General features: G+C 59.6%; 19 protein-coding genes and 1 pseudogene. 16 read left to right on the plus strand and 4 right to left on the minus strand.

Annotated elements, in window-relative coordinates; translation table 11 throughout:
- Positions 1 to 50 precede the first annotated feature (50 nt).
- The gene (gene pyk / locus FD02_RS03540) at positions 51 to 1,817 is read left to right on the plus strand and encodes a pyruvate kinase (RefSeq protein WP_056950512.1); all 1,767 of its coding nucleotides are present in this window, start codon (positions 51 to 53) and stop codon (positions 1,815 to 1,817) included.
- Positions 1,818 to 2,648: 831 nt separating this feature from the next.
- Here the strand turns inward: pyk and FD02_RS03545 are convergent.
- Positions 2,649 to 3,458: a pyruvate, water dikinase regulatory protein gene (locus tag FD02_RS03545; protein ID WP_056950514.1), complete on the minus strand. Its 810-nt coding sequence runs from the start codon at positions 3,456 to 3,458 to the stop codon at positions 2,649 to 2,651.
- Between the two features lie 173 nt (positions 3,459 to 3,631).
- On the opposite strand from FD02_RS03545, the gene rpsU reads away from it, so the two are divergent.
- The 15 genes and pseudogenes from rpsU (at position 3,632) to FD02_RS03620 (ending at position 14,223) form a co-directional block, all read left to right on the plus strand.
- Entirely contained in the window at positions 3,632 to 3,817 is a 186-nt protein-coding gene (gene rpsU / locus FD02_RS03550; protein WP_054723230.1) for a 30S ribosomal protein S21, read from the plus strand.
- Positions 3,818 to 3,888: 71 nt separating this feature from the next.
- Entirely contained in the window at positions 3,889 to 4,332 is a 444-nt protein-coding gene (locus tag FD02_RS03555; RefSeq protein ID WP_054723229.1) for a GatB/YqeY domain-containing protein, read from the plus strand.
- A 93-nt stretch (positions 4,333 to 4,425) separates the two neighbouring features.
- Positions 4,426 to 5,388, plus strand: coding sequence for a PhoH family protein (locus FD02_RS03560; protein ID WP_054723228.1), 963 nt, complete (start codon positions 4,426 to 4,428; stop codon positions 5,386 to 5,388).
- 10 nt (positions 5,389 to 5,398) lie between these two features.
- Entirely contained in the window at positions 5,399 to 5,857 is a 459-nt protein-coding gene (gene ybeY / locus FD02_RS03565) for an rRNA maturation RNase YbeY (RefSeq protein WP_056950517.1), read from the plus strand.
- A gap of 7 nt (positions 5,858 to 5,864) precedes the next feature.
- Positions 5,865 to 6,257, plus strand: coding sequence for a cytidine deaminase (locus FD02_RS03570; protein ID WP_054723227.1), 393 nt, complete (start codon positions 5,865 to 5,867; stop codon positions 6,255 to 6,257).
- The gene (gene era / locus FD02_RS03575) at positions 6,254 to 7,162 is read left to right on the plus strand and encodes a GTPase Era (RefSeq protein WP_054723226.1); all 909 of its coding nucleotides are present in this window, start codon (positions 6,254 to 6,256) and stop codon (positions 7,160 to 7,162) included. Before FD02_RS03570 ends, era begins: the two co-directional genes overlap by 4 nt.
- Positions 7,159 to 7,935 carry a DNA repair protein RecO gene (recO, locus tag FD02_RS03580; protein WP_056950520.1) on the plus strand — a complete coding sequence of 259 codons (777 nt, stop codon included), beginning with the start codon at positions 7,159 to 7,161 and terminating at the stop codon, positions 7,933 to 7,935. The genes era and recO overlap by 4 nt, the downstream gene beginning before the upstream one ends.
- A 91-nt stretch (positions 7,936 to 8,026) precedes the next feature.
- A complete protein-coding gene (gene ylqF / locus FD02_RS03585; RefSeq protein WP_056950522.1) occupies positions 8,027 to 8,896 on the plus strand; it encodes a ribosome biogenesis GTPase YlqF in 870 nt (289 codons plus the stop codon).
- Entirely contained in the window at positions 8,880 to 9,650 is a 771-nt protein-coding gene (locus FD02_RS03590) for a ribonuclease HII (RefSeq protein ID WP_054723225.1), read from the plus strand. Before ylqF ends, FD02_RS03590 begins: the two co-directional genes overlap by 17 nt.
- Positions 9,651 to 9,709: 59 nt before the next feature.
- Positions 9,710 to 10,540 carry a DNA-processing protein DprA gene (dprA, locus tag FD02_RS03595; protein ID WP_056950525.1) on the plus strand — a complete coding sequence of 277 codons (831 nt, stop codon included), beginning with the start codon at positions 9,710 to 9,712 and terminating at the stop codon, positions 10,538 to 10,540.
- Between the two features lie 69 nt (positions 10,541 to 10,609).
- Positions 10,610 to 10,798, plus strand: a pseudogene (locus FD02_RS03600) (2-hydroxymuconate tautomerase); the annotation flags it as partial.
- Between the two features lie 14 nt (positions 10,799 to 10,812).
- Complete coding sequence (locus FD02_RS03605; protein ID WP_056950528.1) at positions 10,813 to 11,148, plus strand: metal-sulfur cluster assembly factor; 336 nt, start codon at positions 10,813 to 10,815, stop codon at positions 11,146 to 11,148.
- A 38-nt stretch (positions 11,149 to 11,186) separates the two neighbouring features.
- Entirely contained in the window at positions 11,187 to 11,918 is a 732-nt protein-coding gene (locus FD02_RS03610) for a hypothetical protein (protein WP_056950531.1), read from the plus strand.
- Positions 11,919 to 11,930: 12 nt separating this feature from the next.
- Entirely contained in the window at positions 11,931 to 12,896 is a 966-nt protein-coding gene (locus FD02_RS03615; protein WP_054723575.1) for a hypothetical protein, read from the plus strand.
- Position 12,897: 1 nt separating this feature from the next.
- Complete coding sequence (locus FD02_RS03620; protein ID WP_056950536.1) at positions 12,898 to 14,223, plus strand: RsmB/NOP family class I SAM-dependent RNA methyltransferase; 1,326 nt, start codon at positions 12,898 to 12,900, stop codon at positions 14,221 to 14,223.
- 31 nt (positions 14,224 to 14,254) lie between these two features.
- On the opposite strand, the gene fni is transcribed toward FD02_RS03620, so the two are convergent.
- Genes fni through mvk form a run of 3 tightly spaced genes read right to left on the minus strand, consistent with a single transcriptional unit; the run spans position 14,255 to position 17,198 of the window.
- Entirely contained in the window at positions 14,255 to 15,283 is a 1,029-nt protein-coding gene (gene fni / locus FD02_RS03625; protein WP_056950539.1) for a type 2 isopentenyl-diphosphate Delta-isomerase, read from the minus strand.
- The gene (gene mvaD, locus FD02_RS03630) at positions 15,280 to 16,251 is read right to left on the minus strand and encodes a diphosphomevalonate decarboxylase (protein ID WP_056950543.1); all 972 of its coding nucleotides are present in this window, start codon (positions 16,249 to 16,251) and stop codon (positions 15,280 to 15,282) included. Before mvaD ends, fni begins: the two co-directional genes overlap by 4 nt.
- Complete coding sequence (mvk, locus tag FD02_RS03635; protein WP_056950545.1) at positions 16,248 to 17,198, minus strand: mevalonate kinase; 951 nt, start codon at positions 17,196 to 17,198, stop codon at positions 16,248 to 16,250. The genes mvaD and mvk overlap by 4 nt, the downstream gene beginning before the upstream one ends.
- Positions 17,199 to 17,247: the final 49 nt, after the last annotated feature.

The raw sequence follows: 17,247 nt of genomic DNA on the forward strand, positions 1-17,247 counted from the left end.
TGACATACACGTCACTTTGACAAAATTTGCTTAAAGGAGCGATTCCATTTATGAAAAAAACCAAGATCGTTAGCACGCTCGGTCCTGCTTCCAACACGACCGATATCATTGTTAAGTTAATTGAAGCGGGGGCTAACGTTTTCCGGTTTAACTTCTCACACGGTGATCACGAGGAACATCTGAGCCGGTTGAACATGGTTCACGAAGCTGAGAAGATCACCGGCAAGACCGTTGGGATTATGCTGGATACTAAGGGTGCCGAAATTCGCACCACGGTTCAGGATACGCCGAATGGCAAGATCGAATTCCACACTGGCGATGTTGTTCGCATTTCCATGGACGACTCATTGGCCGGCACGAAGGAGAAGATTGCCGTTACGTATCCAGGCCTGTACGATGACACCCACGTGGGCGGCCACGTGCTGTTCGATGATGGCTTACTCGACATGCTCATCACCGAAAAAGACGAAGCCAACCGCGAATTGGTGACCACTGTTCAAAACAATGGTGTGCTTGGCGGTAAGAAGGGTGTTAACGCGCCTGGCGTCGGCATCAACCTGCCAGGGATCACCGAAAAGGATGCCGATGACATTCGCTTCGGCTTGGACCACGGCATCAACTTCATCGCCGCTTCCTTCGTTCGCAAGCCGCAGGATATTCTCGACATCCGCGAATTGCTTGAAGAAAAAGACGCGCTGAACGTGCAGATCTTCCCGAAGATCGAATCGCAAGAAGGGATCGACAACTTCGATGCCGTCTTGAAGGTCTCCGATGGTTTGATGGTTCCTCGTGGTGACATGGGTGTCGAAATTCCATTCGAAGAAGTACCACTCGTGCAAAAGACCATGATTCAAAAGGCCAATGCCGCTGGTAAGCCGGTCATCACCGCGACGCAGATGTTGGATTCCATGCAGGAAAACCCACGCCCAACGCGTGCCGAAGTTTCTGACGTGGCCAACGCCGTTTACGATGGCACCGACGCGACGATGCTGTCCGGCGAATCCGCCAATGGTGACTACCCAGTTGAATCCGTTGCGGCCATGGCGCGCATCGATGAATACACTGAGCAGCACATGAACCAAGGCGAAGACTGGAAGCTGAAGGACTTCGGTAAGGAAACCATCACCGAATCCCTCGGCCGTGCGGTTGCTTTGACTGCTGAAAAGATGCACGTCAAGACCATCGTGGCTGCCACTGAATCTGGCTTTACTGCTCGCATGATCAGCAAGTATCGGCCAAACGCTGATATTCTTGCCGTAACGTTTGACGAGAAGACCCAGCGTAGCTTGACGATTTCTCGCGGCGTGTTCCCAATCGTTGCTGAGAAGCCGGCTAACACGGACGACATGTTCGAATTGGCCACCAAGAAGGCCCAAGAGCTCGGGTTCGCTGAAGAAGGCGACTTGATCCTCATCGTTGCCGGTGTGCCGGTTGGCGAAACCGGGACGACCAACGTCATGAAGGCTCAGTTGATCGGCTCCAAGCTGGTTGAAGGCTCTGGCGTCGGCGACGAATCCACTGTCGGCAAGGCGGTCATCGCTTCTGACGCTGCGGAAGCAGCGGCCAAGATGCAAAAGGGTGACGTCCTGGTTGTGAAGACCACCGACAAGGACTACCTGCCAGCCATCGAAAAGGCTTCTGCCTTAGTTGTTGAAAACGGCGGCTTGACGAGTCATGCTGCGGTTGTCGGCATTGCGATGGGCATTCCAGTCGTTGTTGGCGCGACCGACGCGACAACTGCCATCACCGATGGCCAAATCATCACCGTTGATTCTCGTCGCGGGATTGTTTACAAGGGTGCTACTAACGCGCTTTAATCTCACAGACGGATCTGCACCACGACCGTCAGGCAGAAATGCCTGGCGGTTTTTTTGTTCCGCGAGCCCGATTACCGAAAAAATGAGAAAACTCTCATCAAAATCAGCGGCGCAAACCCGCGCTAGAATAGGCTTTTAAAAATAGTTAACCAAGCGACCTTAACATTTGGCGATCTCAATGACATTTATAGGTGTAGGGATCATCACCGGCCGGCAATTGACTCACACAGACTCGGACCGTCAGCACCATGTCGTCCAGGTAAGAGCGCCAGCAATATTGCTCAGGTGGGAACCGCCAGTAATCTTGGTTCAGGCTGCGGGCCGCCAGCATCATTCGCCCCTGCCTGTGAATCTCCTGACCGCGCATTATCGGCGCAGCCCGCGCAGCTCGAGATGAACAGGCCCGTGACGCAATGGCCATTTTGGACCAACTGCGCATCTCGCCACGCGGACATGAGTGAGAACATTGCGTTTCTCCTCACCATTCGCTCAGGGCTTGCCGTGCCTAGCGGATCCGTCGGTCATTGCGTCACGACACGTGTGAGTTTCGCCGGCCGGTGATATCACACAGACTCGGGCCGTCAGCATTATTCGCCCAACTGCTTCAGCCGCATCGCTACTTTGAGCTTGCCTGGCCGGGCAAAGTGGTGATGACCTGCGCAGAGACGTCTGCGTAGGGCCGCAGCGCGATTCCGGAATCGCACTGGGACAATCAGCGTCATGACCTGATTGCCTGCAAGGTTGAAGCAACCAAATGACCCGCGCCGGCATGCCGGGGCGGGTCATTGGTGTGGGCCCGACTGGTGCGCCAGTCGGGCTTTTTGTCGTGGGTTATTGGGTATCCATGCCGAGGTGCTCGAGAATGAGCATCGCGGTTTCTTCAATGGAGCGCTTGGCGGTGTTGATCACGTAACAGCCCAACTTCGCGTAGAGGTCGGTGGCGTATTTTAGCTCGGCGTTCACGGAGTCACGGGCGGAATAGGCGGTGTCTGGATTCAGTCCATAGGCAATCATGCGCTGGCGGCGAAATGCCATCAGGACCGAGGCGTCGGTGGTGAGACCGATAATTTTCTGCGGATCGATTTGGTAGATTTCGTCTGGAATGTGCGCGTTCGGAACCAAGGGCAGGTTGGCCACTTTCAGGTTGCGGTTGGCAAGAAACAGCGACAACGGGGTCTTGCTGGTGCGCGACACGCCGAGCAACACGATGTCGGCTTCGAGGAAGCCTTTGGGGTCTTTGCCGTCGTCGTACAATACGGCAAACTCCATGGCAGAGATGCGATCAAAATATTTTTCGTTCAAATCGTGGTTAGCGCCGGCGATGCCGCTGGGCGTCACCCCGGTGGCGGCGGTGGCGGCAGCCAGGATTGGCGACAAAACGTCGATTAACGGGATCCCGGCTTCCTTAGCGTAACTGCTGGCTAGTTTACCCAGGCCGGGCGTGACCAAGGTGCTGATGACGATGCCATGGTCTTGCTTGGCCTGATCGATGATGCTCATCAGCTTGTCTTCAGTGTGCACAAAGGGGGAGCGCAAATAATGCGCGGTGGCGTCGGGGTACTGCGCCGCTACGGCCTGTGCCAGCTTGAGGCCGGTTTCGCCGATGGAGTCTGAGATGATGTAGAGATTAAGCGTCTGCATTCGGATACCGCCTTTCGGATTGTTACCGCCATCATACCACGGCAGAAAAGCGCAAAAAATGACAAAAATTATAAATGCCGTATTGACGCTGTTGCAATGCTTCGCTATAATATTCTAGAACTGTTAGCGGACGTGCGCTGGTGGTTACACAGTGTCGGAGGGAGGGATATCATATGGCAAAGACGGTCGTTAAGAAAAACGAATCTCTCGATGATGCTCTTCGGCGCTTCAAGCGCTCCGTATCGAAGTCGGGTACGTTAGCCGAATACCGCAAGCGTGAATTCTACGAAAAGCCGAGCGTTAAGCGTAAGCTCAAGTCTGAAGCTGCGCGCAAGCGAGGCAAGAAGAAGAAGTTCTAAAGCTTCGACGCGAGCCCAGTGGGTTCGCGTTTTTTATTCGCGCGCGACTGCGGGCGATGAAGGAGGGAACCATGTCATTAACCACCGAACTAAACGAACAAATGAAAACGGCCATGAAGGCCCATGATAAGGTCACGCTAAGCGTCGTGCGGATGCTGAAGGCTGCGCTGCAAAATGCGCAGATCAAAGCGGGACACGACTTGTCGGCTGATGAGGAAAAGGCCGTGTTGGCCACTGAACTCAAACAGCGCAAGGAAAGCCTGACCGAATTTGAAAATGGTGGGCGCGAGGATCTCGTGGCCGGCGTCAAGCAAGAAATTGCCATTGTTGAGCAGTACCTGCCAGCCCAACTCGACGAAGCCGCGGTCACCGCCTTGGTGACCAAGGTGATTGCCGAAACCGGCGCCACCGGCAAGGCGGACTTCGGTAAGGTCATGAAGACCTTGATGCCGCAAGTTAAAGGTCAAGCTGACGGGGCGCTGGTCAACCGCATCGTCAAGGCGCAGCTAGGCTAAAGCAGCGACTCTGGTCGCTGCTTTTTTCTTGCGAGATTATGGTAAACTGGTAGTAATTTCGGCGCCTGGCGCCCACAGAACGGAGGCCATTGTTTGGCAGAAACAACCAGCGATAAAACATTCACGCTGAGCACCCCGGAAGAGGCGATTGCCTTAGCCGGCGTCAACGACGAATTTTTCAAACTCATCGAAACCCGACTGGGAATCACGATTGCCCCGTTCGGTCAGGAATTGCGCTTGGCAGGACCTAGTGCGGCTGTCAGCCAGGCCTATCAACTGCTGGTGCAGCTACACGGCTTGCATCAACAAGGCATTGCCCTCGGTGCGCAAGACATCACCAGCGGACTCAATATGGCGACTCGCGGCACCCTCGAATATTTCAGCGATTTGTATACCGAATCGCTAATCAAAGACGCCAAGGGCCAACCGGTGCGCATCAAGAATTTTGGGCAACGCCAATACATTAACGCGATTCGCCACCACGACATCACCTTTGGCATCGGCCCGGCCGGCACGGGGAAAACCTTCCTGGCCGTCGTCATGGCGGTGGCCGCGTTGAAGGCCGGCGAAGTCGACAAGCTGATCTTGACCCGGCCAGCGGTTGAAGCCGGCGAAAGTCTGGGCTTTTTACCGGGGGACTTGAAGGAAAAAGTCGATCCATATTTGCGGCCGGTGTACGATGCCTTATACGCGATTCTCGGTAGCGAGCACACCACGCGGCTGATGGATCGCGGCGTCATCGAAATTGCGCCGCTGGCCTACATGCGCGGGCGGACGTTGGATAATGCCTTTGCCATTCTCGACGAGGCGCAAAACACGACGCAGGCGCAGATGAAGATGTTTCTGACGCGGCTGGGTTTTGGCTCGAAGATGATTGTTAACGGCGACATTACCCAAATCGATTTGCCGAATCACGCCAAGTCTGGCCTGATTCAAGCGACGCAGTTGTTGACCGACATTCCGCAAATCGCCTTCACGCATTTTTCCGCGGCGGATGTCGTTCGGCATCCAGTGGTGGCCAAGATTATTGCCGCTTACGACACCACGGCCCAATAAAGGAGAACAAATGGATCTGGAATTTTTTGATGACGATCATTTATTGACGGCGGCGCACGTCAAGTTGGTGAAAGACTTGGTGGCATTTTGCGGGCAGGCATTGCATTTGCGCGCCGACACCGAAATGGCGATCACCATCGTTGAAGATGCCGAGATTCGCCGGATCAACCGCGAGTATCGAGCCACCGACCGCGTCACCGACGTCATTAGTTTTGCCATTGAGGACGAACACGAGGAGCTCCACGGCTTCACCGCCGTGCCGCGTGACATTGGCGATTTATTCATCGCGCCGGGCAAGGTCCGCGAGCAGGCCAAGGACTATGGGCATAGCTTCGAGCGCGAGCTGGGCTACACCGTCGTTCACGGCTTCTTACACCTGAACGGCTACGACCACATCAAGCCCGAAGACGAAGCCGTCATGATTCCGCTGCAAAAACGAATCCTGGCCGACTTTGGCTTGAAACGGTAGGTGGGCGATGGATGAAGCGGCTTTGATTCAAGCGGCCACAGCGGTGCGACAGCGCGCCTACGTGCCGTATTCGCACTTTGCCGTCGGCGCGGCGGTGGCGACGGAGATTGGCATCATCACCGGCTGCAACGTCGAAAACGCCAGCTACGGGCTCACCTTATGCGCTGAACGCAACGCGATTTTTAGCGCCATTGCGCAAGGGGCCAAACAATTTACTGGCTTGGCGGTGATTGCCGATACCGCCGGGCCCACCGCCCCTTGTGGCGCCTGTCGCCAGGTGCTGGCGGAATTCATGGCCCCAGAGTCCCCGGTGATTTTGACCAATCTGCAGGGGCAGACGCAGCGGACCTCCGTGGCGGCGTTATTACCAGGGGCATTCACAAAAGGAGACTTGTCTTGAGCGAACATCAATCGGGTTTTGTGGCCATCATCGGCCGCCCCAACGTCGGGAAGTCGACGTTTATGAACCGGATCCTCGGCGAAAAGGTGGCCATCATGTCACCGAAGGCGCAAACCACGCGCAACCGGATCAACGGCATCTACACGACGCCAGACGCGCAAATCGTCTTCGTCGACACACCGGGGATTCATAAGCCGAAAAATGCGCTGGATGACTACATGGACGCCGCGGCGCTGTCGACCTTAAATCAAGTCGATGCCGTCTTATTCATGGTGGCCGCCGATGAGGCAATGGGGCCTGGTGATCAGTACATCTTGAATCAGCTCCAGCACGTCACGAAGCCGGTGTATTTGGTCATCAATAAAATCGACCTGGTCCACCCCGATGACTTATTGCCGCGCATCACGCAGTACCAAACCGCCCGCCAGTTTGCCGAGGTGTTTCCGATTTCGGCCACGCAAGGCAACAACGTTGAGGAATTGCTGACGACGTTGACTGCCGCGCTGCCGGCTGGCCCGCAGTATTATCCAGCCGACCAGCTCACCGACCATCCCGAGTATTTCGTCGTTGGCGAGTTGATTCGCGAACAGATTTTACACCTAACGCACGACGAGATTCCGCATTCCGTGGCGGTTGAAGTCGAGCGCATGAAGGACCGCACCGAGGCCGGCAAGCTGATCATCGAAGCGTATATCATCGTCGAGCGCCCGGGGCAAAAGGGCATCATCATCGGCAAGGGCGGCGCGATGCTGAAGCAAATCGGCATCAATGCCCGGCGTGAAATCGAAAGCTTGCTGGGCGACCGGGTCAACTTGAAGCTGTGGGTCCGCGTGCAGAAAAACTGGCGCGACAACAACCAGTATTTGCGCAGCCTGGGCTATAACAAAAAGGATTTGCGGCAATGAGTAAGGCGGTCGGAGACTTCGGCGGAATCGTGTTGGCCCGCCATAATTATCGCGAGTCGGACATGCTCGTGAAGCTGTTAACCGACCGCTTCGGCAAGAAGATGTTTTTGTTGCACCGCGCGCGCAAGCCGGGGTTTCGCCTGACCGCCGGTATTCTGCCGTTTACGCTGGGCGAATACGTTGGCACGGTGAATGATCCCGGCTTGTCCTACCTGACCGCCATTAAGCACGCCGAACAGTTTCAATCCATTGCCAATGACATCACGTTGAACGCGCACGCCACGTATATTTTGGCGTTAATCGACCAGGCCTTCCCCGATGGCGAACCGATCGCTCGCTGGTACGGGCAGGCGGTGGACTCGCTGCGGCTGATCGATGGCGGCATCGATGCGGCGGTGGTCACCAACATCACCGAGGTCCAGCTGCTAGAGGCCTTCGGGGTCGCACCGAATTGGCAGGGGTGCGTCGTGTGCGGGCGCAGCGATTTGCCGCTGGATTTTTCCGAGCAATATGGTGGCGTCTTGTGTCGCGATCACTGGCGGCTAGATCCATACCGGTTCCACGTGGCGCCTAAGGCCATGTATTTACTGCGGCAATTTTCGACGATTCGGTTAGGGGCGGTGCATTCGATCACCGTGGGCGACGCGACGAAAACGGAGCTGCGGCGCGTGTTGGATCGTATCTACCTCGACTTGGTTGGCGTCACGCCGAAAGCCAAGAAGTTCTTGGACCAACTGCCCAGCTGGCAGGCCAAGCTGCCGCCGAAGCAATAGTGGGGCCCTGATCCAGGACCGGTGTCGTGAACCCGAGCCAACTCGCCACTCAGTCCATTCATTCGCCGCATCAGCAAAGGAGTTTAACCCAATGGCACAAATTCAGTGGTTCCCCGGTCACATGGCCAAAGCGCGCAAGGAGGTCCAAGCGCGCCTGAAGCAAGTCGACGTCGTGTTAGAAATCGTCGACGCCCGCGTCCCGGAATCTAGCCGCAACCCGATGATGAACCAAATCGTCGGGCAAAAGCCGCGGATCATGGTGTTGAATAAGCAAGACTTGGCCGACCCGGCAAAGACGAAGCTGTGGCTGGACCATTTTCGCGCGGGTGGCGACGAGGCGATTGCCATCGATGCCCAACACGCCAAGCGGCTAAATCAGCTGCCGGCCTTGGCCAAGCAGCTGATGGCGGCCAAGATTGCCAAGCAAAAGGCCCGCGGCATTCGCAATCCGGCGATTCGCGCCATTTGTATCGGCATCCCCAACGTCGGCAAGTCAACGGTGCTCAACCGCCTGGTGCACAAGAACATTGCGGTCACCGGCAACCGCCCCGGGGTGACCAAGAACCAGCAGTGGCTGGCCGTTGACGACACGTTTCAGGTGTTGGACACGCCAGGCATCCTGTGGCCGAAGTTTGAAGACGAGCTGATCGGCCAGAAACTCGCGCTCACTGGGGCCATTGCCGATGCCGTGTTTCAAGAAGATACCGTGGGGATGTTCGGCCTGGCCACGTTCCGTCGGCTCTACCCGGAGCAATTCCGGGTGGCGTATGGCTTGAATGCCACAGACATGGCGTTAAGCGATAGCGACTTGATGGTGCACCTGAGCCAAAAAAATGGCTTCGGCGCCGATTATAATCGCATGGCCGAGCGCATTATTTTCGATGCGCGGCAGGGTAAACTCGGGCGCTATACGCTTGAGGTTCCGGCGGACTTCGAGGCCGACGATGACGACGCTCGCTGAGCTGCGGCGGCGCGCAGCGGCCACACCGGATGACCCGGACCTGCTCGCGGAATTGGCGGCGGATTCCCGCGTTGGCGCTCAAGCGTTGCTGGATCACCTGCACCACCAAGCGGATGTGGTGCGCGAAGCCGCCGTGGCGTTGCGCTACCGCAGTCGCTATGAGCGCGAGTTGTGGGCGCGCTACCCGCACGTCGCCGGCATTGACGAGGTGGGGCGCGGGCCGTTGGCGGGACCGGTGGTGACCTGCGCGGTGATTTTGCCCACGGACTTTGCCCTGCCGGTGAACGACAGTAAGCAGCTGTCCGCGCATCAACGCGCGGCGTTGTATCCGCAGATTATTAGCCAAGCGCTGGCCGTGGCTCTGGGCGTGGCGGACAACCACATGATCGATCGGGAAAATATTTATCACGCCACCGAGTTGGCCATGGCGCAGGCCGTCACCGCGCTGCGCGTGCCAGCTGATTTTCTGCTGGTGGATGCCATGCACATTCCCGTGGCGATTCCCCAGCGGAAGTTGATCAAAGGTGACGCCAACAGCATCTCGATTGCCGCGGCCAGCATCGTTGCCAAGGTCACCCGAGACCGCCTGATGCAGATGTATGATCAGCGCTATCCTGGTTATGACTTCGCCGACAACATGGGGTATGGCACCAAGCGTCACTTGGCCGGCCTCGCCGCGTTGGGCATCAGCCCGATTCACCGCCTGAGCTTTAGTCCGGTGAAAGCCGCCGGCCTCGCCCACGGGCAATTATGAACTAACCGCGTACTTACATCGTGAAGGCGCGGTTTTTTTTTGGTTCAGGAGGTGGCGCGATGTTGGTGCGCGAATTTTTATTGCGGTGGTATCTGGCCAGTTGGACGCAGGACCCGGCGGTGGTGACCGCCGGGGTGAGCACGTTATTGACGCAAGCCGGGACGGCCGAGTTGACCGCCGACCTGACCCCGGCCCAACGTGCCGTCGCGCAGGATGGGCAACTCGCCAAACAGGCCGCTCGGCTCGCGGCAGCCACGCGTTACGTCACCCGGGTGGACGCGGAATATCCGCCCCGGCTAGCCGAAGGGCTGAAGCCGCCGCTGGTCTTATTTTACCTCGGCGACTGGGCCGCGTTGGCGCGGCCCACGCTCGGCGTCGTCGGCGCGCGGCGGGCGAGTCGCTATACCCACCAGGCGTTGAATCAGCTCACGCCCGCGCATGCCGATTGGAGCATCATCAGCGGGCTGGCCAATGGTGCGGACACGTTTGCCCATGACTGGGCGCTGGCGCATGGCTGGCCGACGATTGCGGTGATTGCCAATGGCTTAGACGTCGTGTACCCGGCGACCAACCGTGAGTTGCAGGCCCGGATTGCCGCAGCCGGTCTCGTCATCAGTGAATATCCATTGGGCACGCCGCCGCGCCCGTATCGCTTCGTGGCCCGCAACCGGCTGATTGCCAGTCTGGCCCATGGCGTGTTGGTCACCGAAGCCGCTGCGCATTCAGGCAGTTTAATCACGGCCAATTTTGCGCTGACGGCTAACCGCGACGTATTTGCCGTGCCGAATCGCCTCGATGCGCCGCTGGGCCAAGGCACCAACGCGCTGATTGCGGCCGGGGCGACGCCGGTGTCGCGCCCGGAGGACCTGACGTTGCGTTACTATCCGTAAGTCAGTGGCGGGCTACCAATGCGGCGTCATTTTCGCTATAATGAACCCAACAACTAGCAAAGGAGCAAGCAGATGCCACTGGTTCATATCGATCTCATTGAAGGGCGCACGCCCGAGCAACTCCGCGCCATGGTGCAAGACGTCACGGCCGCCATTGCCAAGAACACCGGCGCCCCGAAAGAACACATTCACATCGTGCTCAACGAAATGAAAAAGGAACACTACGCTGTCGGCGGTGTGTTAAAGGCCGACGAATAACAGGAGGTGGCACCATGGCGCAAGAAACCACGGATACAGCCTACTTTGACCGGATGAAGGAACAGATTCTGTCCGCGTTAGAGCAAGTCATCGATCCCGAGTTAGGCATCGACTTGATTAATCTCGGTCTCATCTACGGCGTGGACCTGGATGAAGCCGGTCACTGTACCGTCGAAATGACGTTGACGACCATGGGCTGTCCGTTGACCGACATGTTGGATCATGATATTCATCAGGTCCTCGAGGCCATTGACGGCATCAATTCTGTCGAGATTCACCTGGTGTGGTACCCGGCGTGGAGCCCCGATCGGCTCAGTCGCTACGCCAAGATGGCACTGGGCATTCATTAGTTGCAGGTCCGGAAACGGGCCTTTTTTATGGAGGGCGCATGGCTTATTGGGAGAAGTTAACGGCCGCCGTGCCGCCAGTGCCCAGCTTGCAAGCGCAAGTGGCGGCCATGACGGCGTGGCAGGCGGCGTTGGCGCGGCGTGAGCTGCCGGCGCAGCCCTTGCCGCGTCTGGGAATCACGCCGGCTGATTATCTCGCTGGCCGCCTCGCCGGGGCCACGGATGCCAGCTTGCGGCGCCTTGATGCCTTACTGCGCAATTTTCGGCAGTACATCGCCTATCACTACGGCATGTGGAGCTTTGTGTCGCAGGCCTTGGCGAAGCGCTGGACGGCGGCATTTGGCCCCCAGCGCTACTTGGAAGTGGCGGCGGGTAACGGCTATCTAAGCGCCGCCTTGCACGCCGCGGGTAATGCTGTCATCACCACGGATCCGCAAAGCTGGGTCGGCGAAAATGTGACCGGCCGCACGCCGCTGGTGCCGGTGACGCGCGCCGGCGCGACGGCGGCGCTGTGGCGCTATGGCGTCCAGGTAGATGCGGTGGTGATGGCCTGGAGTCCTGACCACGAGCCAAATGACGCGCATTTTCTGCAGGTGATGCGCGCCGCGTTTCCCCAGTTGCAGTTGTTTGTGATTGGCGAGCGCTTCGGGGCGACCAACAGCCGACTGTTCTGGCAGTTGGCGCGCTTCGTGCCGGATCGGCGCCTATTGGCCATGAATCAGGCGCTCCCGCGCTTTGATGCGATTAATGAACGTGTGTACTTGTTGCACTGAAAGGATGACGCCGTGAAACGCTTCTTGCTCATCGACTTGTTATGGCTTGGCTTGGTGTTGTTGGCCGGGTGGACGTGGTCGTTGCACGACCAATCGGCGTATGCGGACCGGTTGGATCATTTTGGGGTGACCGAAGACGCCCAGCGTTATGCCACCAAGTCGACGCAGACGCTGGCGGACACGGCGCAACAGCTCAAGGCGGCTGAGGTCGACCACCTCACTGTTCAGTTTCAAGCTGGGGACACGATTTTCGTTTACAGCAAGGATGACCCCAATACGTTGCCGCTGAGTTCGGGCCAGTGGTTCACTGACGCCGACATGCAAACCGATTTGCCGGTGTTGGTGGTGGGCTCGGCGTTAACTGGGGACTTGTACACGGGCAGCGGCCAACGCTATGCGCTTGAGTCTGGCCGCTATTTGCCGGTGATTGGCGTCGTCGCCACGCGCAAGGCGAGTCCGTTAAACCGGGTGACCTTTACCAACGCCAGCGCCGCCGGGCCGAGCGCCCCTCGGCTGAACGACGTTAAAATTTTAGTCGATGGGGGCGGGGCCCAAGCGGCTAAGGCCAAGTTAACGCGGATTTTTCACGCGACCAAGGTCAGCGCGTATCATTATCAAACCACCGCCGGCAATTCTTGGTGGGCGGACAATGGCAAGACGTTGCTGCGTAGCGTTGGGTTGCTGGCGGGGCTGGTGGTGATCACCGCCTTGGCCATGCTGGTGGCGTTATGGCAAACGCCAACCACCTTGCTGGCGCCGCTACGGCAACACTACCTGAACGGGTTGTGGTTGCGCGGCGTGATGCACGTCGCGGGAACCAGCGCCTTGGGCTTGGCGGCGTCGATGTGGTGGTTTTATTTTAGCGAACCGATTCATCTGTGGCTGTGCGTGATCGGCGGCTGGGCGTTATTCGCCTTAGGGCTGCGGTTAGGGCTGACTCAGATGCAGGTGCGACGCGAACAAGAACATGGGGGTTGAGATGTTACCAGCAGGGTTTAGCGAAAAATACACCCGTTTACTCGGCACGCAGGCGCCGGCGTTTTTGGCGAGCTTCGATGCTCCAGCGTATAGCGGGTTTCGCATCAACCCGTTGCGGCAACCGGCCCCCACGGTGAACGCGGCCCCGGTGCCATGGAGTCCGTGGGGCTACTACGGCAAGGTCGCAGGCAACGGCATCGATCATGTCGCGGGGCTGGTGTATGGTCAAGAGCCCAGCGCGCAGTTTGTCGGCACGGTGGCTGCACCGAAGCCCGGGGAGCGGGTCTTAGATTTATGCGCCGCGCCTGGTGGCAAAACGACGCAGCTGGCCAGCTACCTGGGTGACACCGGGGTGTTGGTGGCCAATGAAATCAACCCTGGGCGGGCCAAGATTTTGGCCAGCAACGTCGAGCGCTTCGGTTTGCGCAACGTGGTGGTGACCAATAGCGATCCGGCCACGCTGGCAGCGCAGTGGCCCGGCGTATTCGACCGGATTCTCGTCGACGCCCCGTGCTCCGGGGAGGGGATGTTTCGCAAGGACCCGGCAGCCATGCAATACTGGACGCCGGCGTATCCAGCGGAATGTGCCCGCCGCCAGCGCGAGATTCTCACCGAGGCCGTAAAAATGTTGCGGCCCGGCGGCACGCTGGTGTATTCGACCTGCACCTTTGCGCCTGAAGAAGACGAGCAAATCGCGGCGTGGGCAACGGCTAACCTCGGCTTGACTTTGCAGCCCATCGACCGCGTCGCCGGCATCGCCCCGGGCCGCCCGGAGTTTGCTGCGGGGGCAGCCGACTTGGCGTTGACCGCCCGGCTTTGGCCGCACTTGGTGGCCGGCGAAGGTCATTTTGTCGCAAAGTTTCAAAAAGCCGCCGGTGACGCACCACGCGTCAAGCTAGCCCAGCCGCGGGTAGTGGGGCGCGCAGAGGCGGCGCTGGTCACGGCTTGGTGGCAGGACACGTTACAGGTGCCGCTGCCGGCCGGAACGATGTACGCCGTGCGCGATCAGGTATTCGTCTTGCCGGTGGGGACGCCTGCGTGGGACCACATCCGCGTGATTCGTGGCGGGTTGCACCTCGGCACGTTAAAGAAGAATCGCTTCGAAGGCAGTCATAGTCTCGCCACGGCTTATCCGGCGGCTTCGTTTCGGCACGTGGTGGCGGTAACGCCCGCCGAATATGCCAGCTACCGCCATGGGGAAACCCTGCAGCGGGCGACGGCCTTAAAGGCTTGGGTGCTGTTGGCGCTCGACGAGAAGGGCTTCGCGCTGGGCAAGCAAGTCAATGGCACAATTAAAAACGCGTATCCGAAGGGATTACGCGTTTGAGGAGTGGCGCAACGACAACGTTGCGCTTTTTTTATTGCGGAAGCGTCAGCCCGCGCTGGCGGACGTAGCTTTCTAACGTGGGGCTCAGCACCACCGGCACCTCAGTCAGTTCTGCTAGATTGCTGGCGCCGAGGACACCAAGGACTTGCGGCAACTGCGCCTGCCAAGAAGCGAGGTGGGCTGCGGTGGCGGGTTCGCCTTCTTGGATCAACCAGTGTAGCACCTGACCGCTGACGCCCACGGCACTGGCCCCGAGGCGTAAGGCCTTTAAGATATCGAGGGGATTGCGGATGCCGCCAGTGGCGATGCGCGTGAGCCCCTGGGTTTCCAGCAGCGACTCCACCGTGGTTTGACCGAAGTCTTCAAGATACCCGTAGTCGCGCGCCGGCCGCCGGGTGTTTTCAATCGTGACGAAGTTCGTGCCGCCGCGGCCGCCGACGTCGATGTATTTGACGCCAACGCTTTGTAGTCGCGCGACGGTGGCGGCGCTCATCCCGTTGCCAATTTCCTTGACGATGACGGGCACGGGAGATTGGGCCACGATGTCCCCGATGTTGGCCAGCCAGCGCAGGTCACGGTCGCCTTCGGGCATGACCAGCTCTTGCACGCTGTTCACGTGCAACTCCAAGGCGTTGGCGGCGAGCATAGCAATTGCCGCCTGCGCGTCGGCCCAGGGGTGGCCGGCGCCGAGGTTGGCGAGGATGAAGCCAGCCGGATGATTCTCCCGGAGGACGGTGAAGGTTGGCGCTAACGCGGGTTCGCGCAGCGCCACGGACTGGGAGCCACTGGCAATGGCCAAGTCGGCACCGGCAGCGAGGCGGCCCAAGGCGGCGTTGTAGCGCCCGGTTTGCGGCGAGCCGCCAGTCATGGCGTTGATGAAAAACGGCCAGTGCCAGCCAAATAGGGTCGGCGTGACGGTGACGTGCCTGAGGTCGACTTCGGGCAAGGCGGTGTGAATTAGCCGGACGTCGGCAAAGCCGGCGGTGGCCGTTTCGGTGTAGTATTTTTCGGCCAAGATGACGTGCTCATCTTTGCGGTGGGAACCTAGTGATTGCGTCATGGGCGCTCCTCCAATACAGTGGCGGCTGGTCCCGGGCCGGTGACCCGCAACTGCTGGCCAAATTCCGGGGTGAGCTTGGCGACGATGGCGTCCACGTGGGCGGCCAGGGTCAAGATCTTGACATTTGGCCCGGCATCCATCGTGGCGTACGCCGGGACACCGGCCGCCCGTAACTCCTGAACCAGTTGCCAGACGCGCAACGTGGCCGGTTGAAAATAGGTGAACGCTGGGTCGGCAGCCAGCATGGTGGCGTGCATTTGCATGCTGCTTTGCTCGGTGAGGTGCCCGATGCGCGGAAAATCGCTGGCCGCCAGCGCCGCGACCATTTGCTGCGCCGCCGCTTCGTTAGTCGCCACCCAGGCCGGATAAAACGGCGACGTGGCCGCGGTGTTGGCCATGGCTTGCGTGGAGCTGATGATTTTAGCCGCCGCCGAGACGACGACGACGATCATGCGCAAGGCCAGGTTGGGCATCGGCAGGGGCTCGGCCACCGAATCGCTGTCGCCGCTGCCGCGGTGCCAAATCGCCAAGCCGCCGAAAATCGACCGCGCGGCACTGCCGGAGCCGTGGCGCGCCAGGCGCGACAACGCTTGAGGCGACAGGGCCAACCCCGCGGCACGTGAACCGGCCAAGGCCAAGGCGGCGTACGCTGACGCCGAGCTGGCCAAGCCGGCGGCGGTGGGGACGTGATTCACGGAGCGGACTTGCGCGGACCGCGACCACCCGGCCAGCCGGCGAATCTCGGTGAGCACGGCAGTGACCTTGGCCGGCACCGGCTGGGGGTGGCCATCAAGGGTAAACGTGTCGGCGGCTTGGTCGGCCAAAAACGTGACGGTGGTATCGGTATAGAAATCGGCCAGAGTCATTGACACGCTACTGGTCGCCGGTAACATTTGCGCAGCGTCGCGTTTGCCCCAATATTTGATCAAGGCGATGTTCGTATGGGCTCGAGCGGTAACGGTGGTCATGACCGCGCCTCACTTTCTGCAAAATTCAGTTGCCAAGTGGCCACGGCGCCGGCTGCGGTCACCGCGGCGCGAATTTGCTCAGCGGCTGCCGGCGAGTCAGCGAGGGCAATCATGCAGCCACCTTGGCCGGAGCCGGTGAGCTTGGCGCCAAGCGCGCCGGCGGCCGTGGCGGCGTCAATTAGGCGCGCCAGCCGCGGGTGGCTGACCCCGAGGGCAACGAGGTGGGTTTGCGCCACGTTCAATTCGCGACCCAGCGCCGGTAGGTCGGAGTCGGCCAAGGCGATGGCCGCGCGGCGCGTCGCCGCGCCGATGGCTGCGATGTGCGCTTGAGTCGGCGCTGGGTTGGCCGCCAGGGCACTGGCTACGGCCGCCACGGCGGCTTTGGTTTGGCCAGGAATGCCGGTGTCGGCAATGACCAAGCTACCGCGCGTCGGCAAAGCCAGCGGCAAGGGCGGCTGGCCCTTGATGAACCACTGCGGCCGCTTGGCGCTCGCCGTTGCCGCGTCAAGGCCGCTAGGGTTGCCGTGGAGCAGCCGCTCGGATTGCGCGGCCCAGTTCAACAGGGTCGCTGCGGCCAGTGGCGTGTCAAAGGCATCATACACGGCGCGGGTCACCGCGACTGCCGTAGCCGCGGAGCTGCCCATGCCCCGTTCAGCAGGCAAGGCGCTCGTAATCGTCAGGTGAAACCCGGCGTGCGGCGCACCGAAAAAAGTCAGCAAGCGGCGCAGCAAGGTGGCGATGGCGGCAAAGCGGCTGCTGCCGACCGCCGTCAGGCTTCCTTGGTAGAAGCTACTCGTCACGACTTGCTGGCCGTCTGTCGTTGGCGTCAGCGTCGCGGTCAGCGGCACACTGGCCACCGGCAAGGCGATGGCGGGTTGCCCGTACACCACGGCGTGCTCGCCGATTAAAATAATCTTGGCGGTTGCCCGCCCGCTGCCTGTTTTCATCCGTTCTCCTTTGTGCTACCCGGTTCGAAACTCCTTTAATGATACAACA

Source organism: Lacticaseibacillus nasuensis JCM 17158, from assembly GCF_001434705.1.
Lineage (GTDB): Bacteria > Bacillota > Bacilli > Lactobacillales > Lactobacillaceae > Lacticaseibacillus > Lacticaseibacillus nasuensis.

Coding starts and splice junctions, on each gene's coding strand:
- pyk (WP_056950512.1), top strand. CDS start 51: ATGAAAAAAACCAAGATCGTTAGCACGCTCGGTCCTGCTTCCAACACG.
- FD02_RS03545 (WP_056950514.1), bottom strand. CDS start 3,458: ATGCAGACGCTTAATCTCTACATCATCTCAGACTCCATCGGCGAAACC.
- rpsU (WP_054723230.1), top strand. CDS start 3,632: ATGGCAAAGACGGTCGTTAAGAAAAACGAATCTCTCGATGATGCTCTT.
- FD02_RS03555 (WP_054723229.1), top strand. CDS start 3,889: ATGTCATTAACCACCGAACTAAACGAACAAATGAAAACGGCCATGAAG.
- ybeY (WP_056950517.1), top strand. CDS start 5,399: ATGGATCTGGAATTTTTTGATGACGATCATTTATTGACGGCGGCGCAC.
- FD02_RS03570 (WP_054723227.1), top strand. CDS start 5,865: ATGGATGAAGCGGCTTTGATTCAAGCGGCCACAGCGGTGCGACAGCGC.
- recO (WP_056950520.1), top strand. CDS start 7,159: ATGAGTAAGGCGGTCGGAGACTTCGGCGGAATCGTGTTGGCCCGCCAT.
- ylqF (WP_056950522.1), top strand. CDS start 8,027: ATGGCACAAATTCAGTGGTTCCCCGGTCACATGGCCAAAGCGCGCAAG.
- FD02_RS03590 (WP_054723225.1), top strand. CDS start 8,880: ATGACGACGCTCGCTGAGCTGCGGCGGCGCGCAGCGGCCACACCGGAT.
- dprA (WP_056950525.1), top strand. CDS start 9,710: ATGTTGGTGCGCGAATTTTTATTGCGGTGGTATCTGGCCAGTTGGACG.
- FD02_RS03605 (WP_056950528.1), top strand. CDS start 10,813: ATGGCGCAAGAAACCACGGATACAGCCTACTTTGACCGGATGAAGGAA.
- FD02_RS03610 (WP_056950531.1), top strand. CDS start 11,187: ATGGCTTATTGGGAGAAGTTAACGGCCGCCGTGCCGCCAGTGCCCAGC.
- FD02_RS03620 (WP_056950536.1), top strand. CDS start 12,898: ATGTTACCAGCAGGGTTTAGCGAAAAATACACCCGTTTACTCGGCACG.
- fni (WP_056950539.1), bottom strand. CDS start 15,283: ATGACGCAATCACTAGGTTCCCACCGCAAAGATGAGCACGTCATCTTG.
- mvaD (WP_056950543.1), bottom strand. CDS start 16,251: ATGACCACCGTTACCGCTCGAGCCCATACGAACATCGCCTTGATCAAA.
- mvk (WP_056950545.1), bottom strand. CDS start 17,198: ATGAAAACAGGCAGCGGGCGGGCAACCGCCAAGATTATTTTAATCGGC.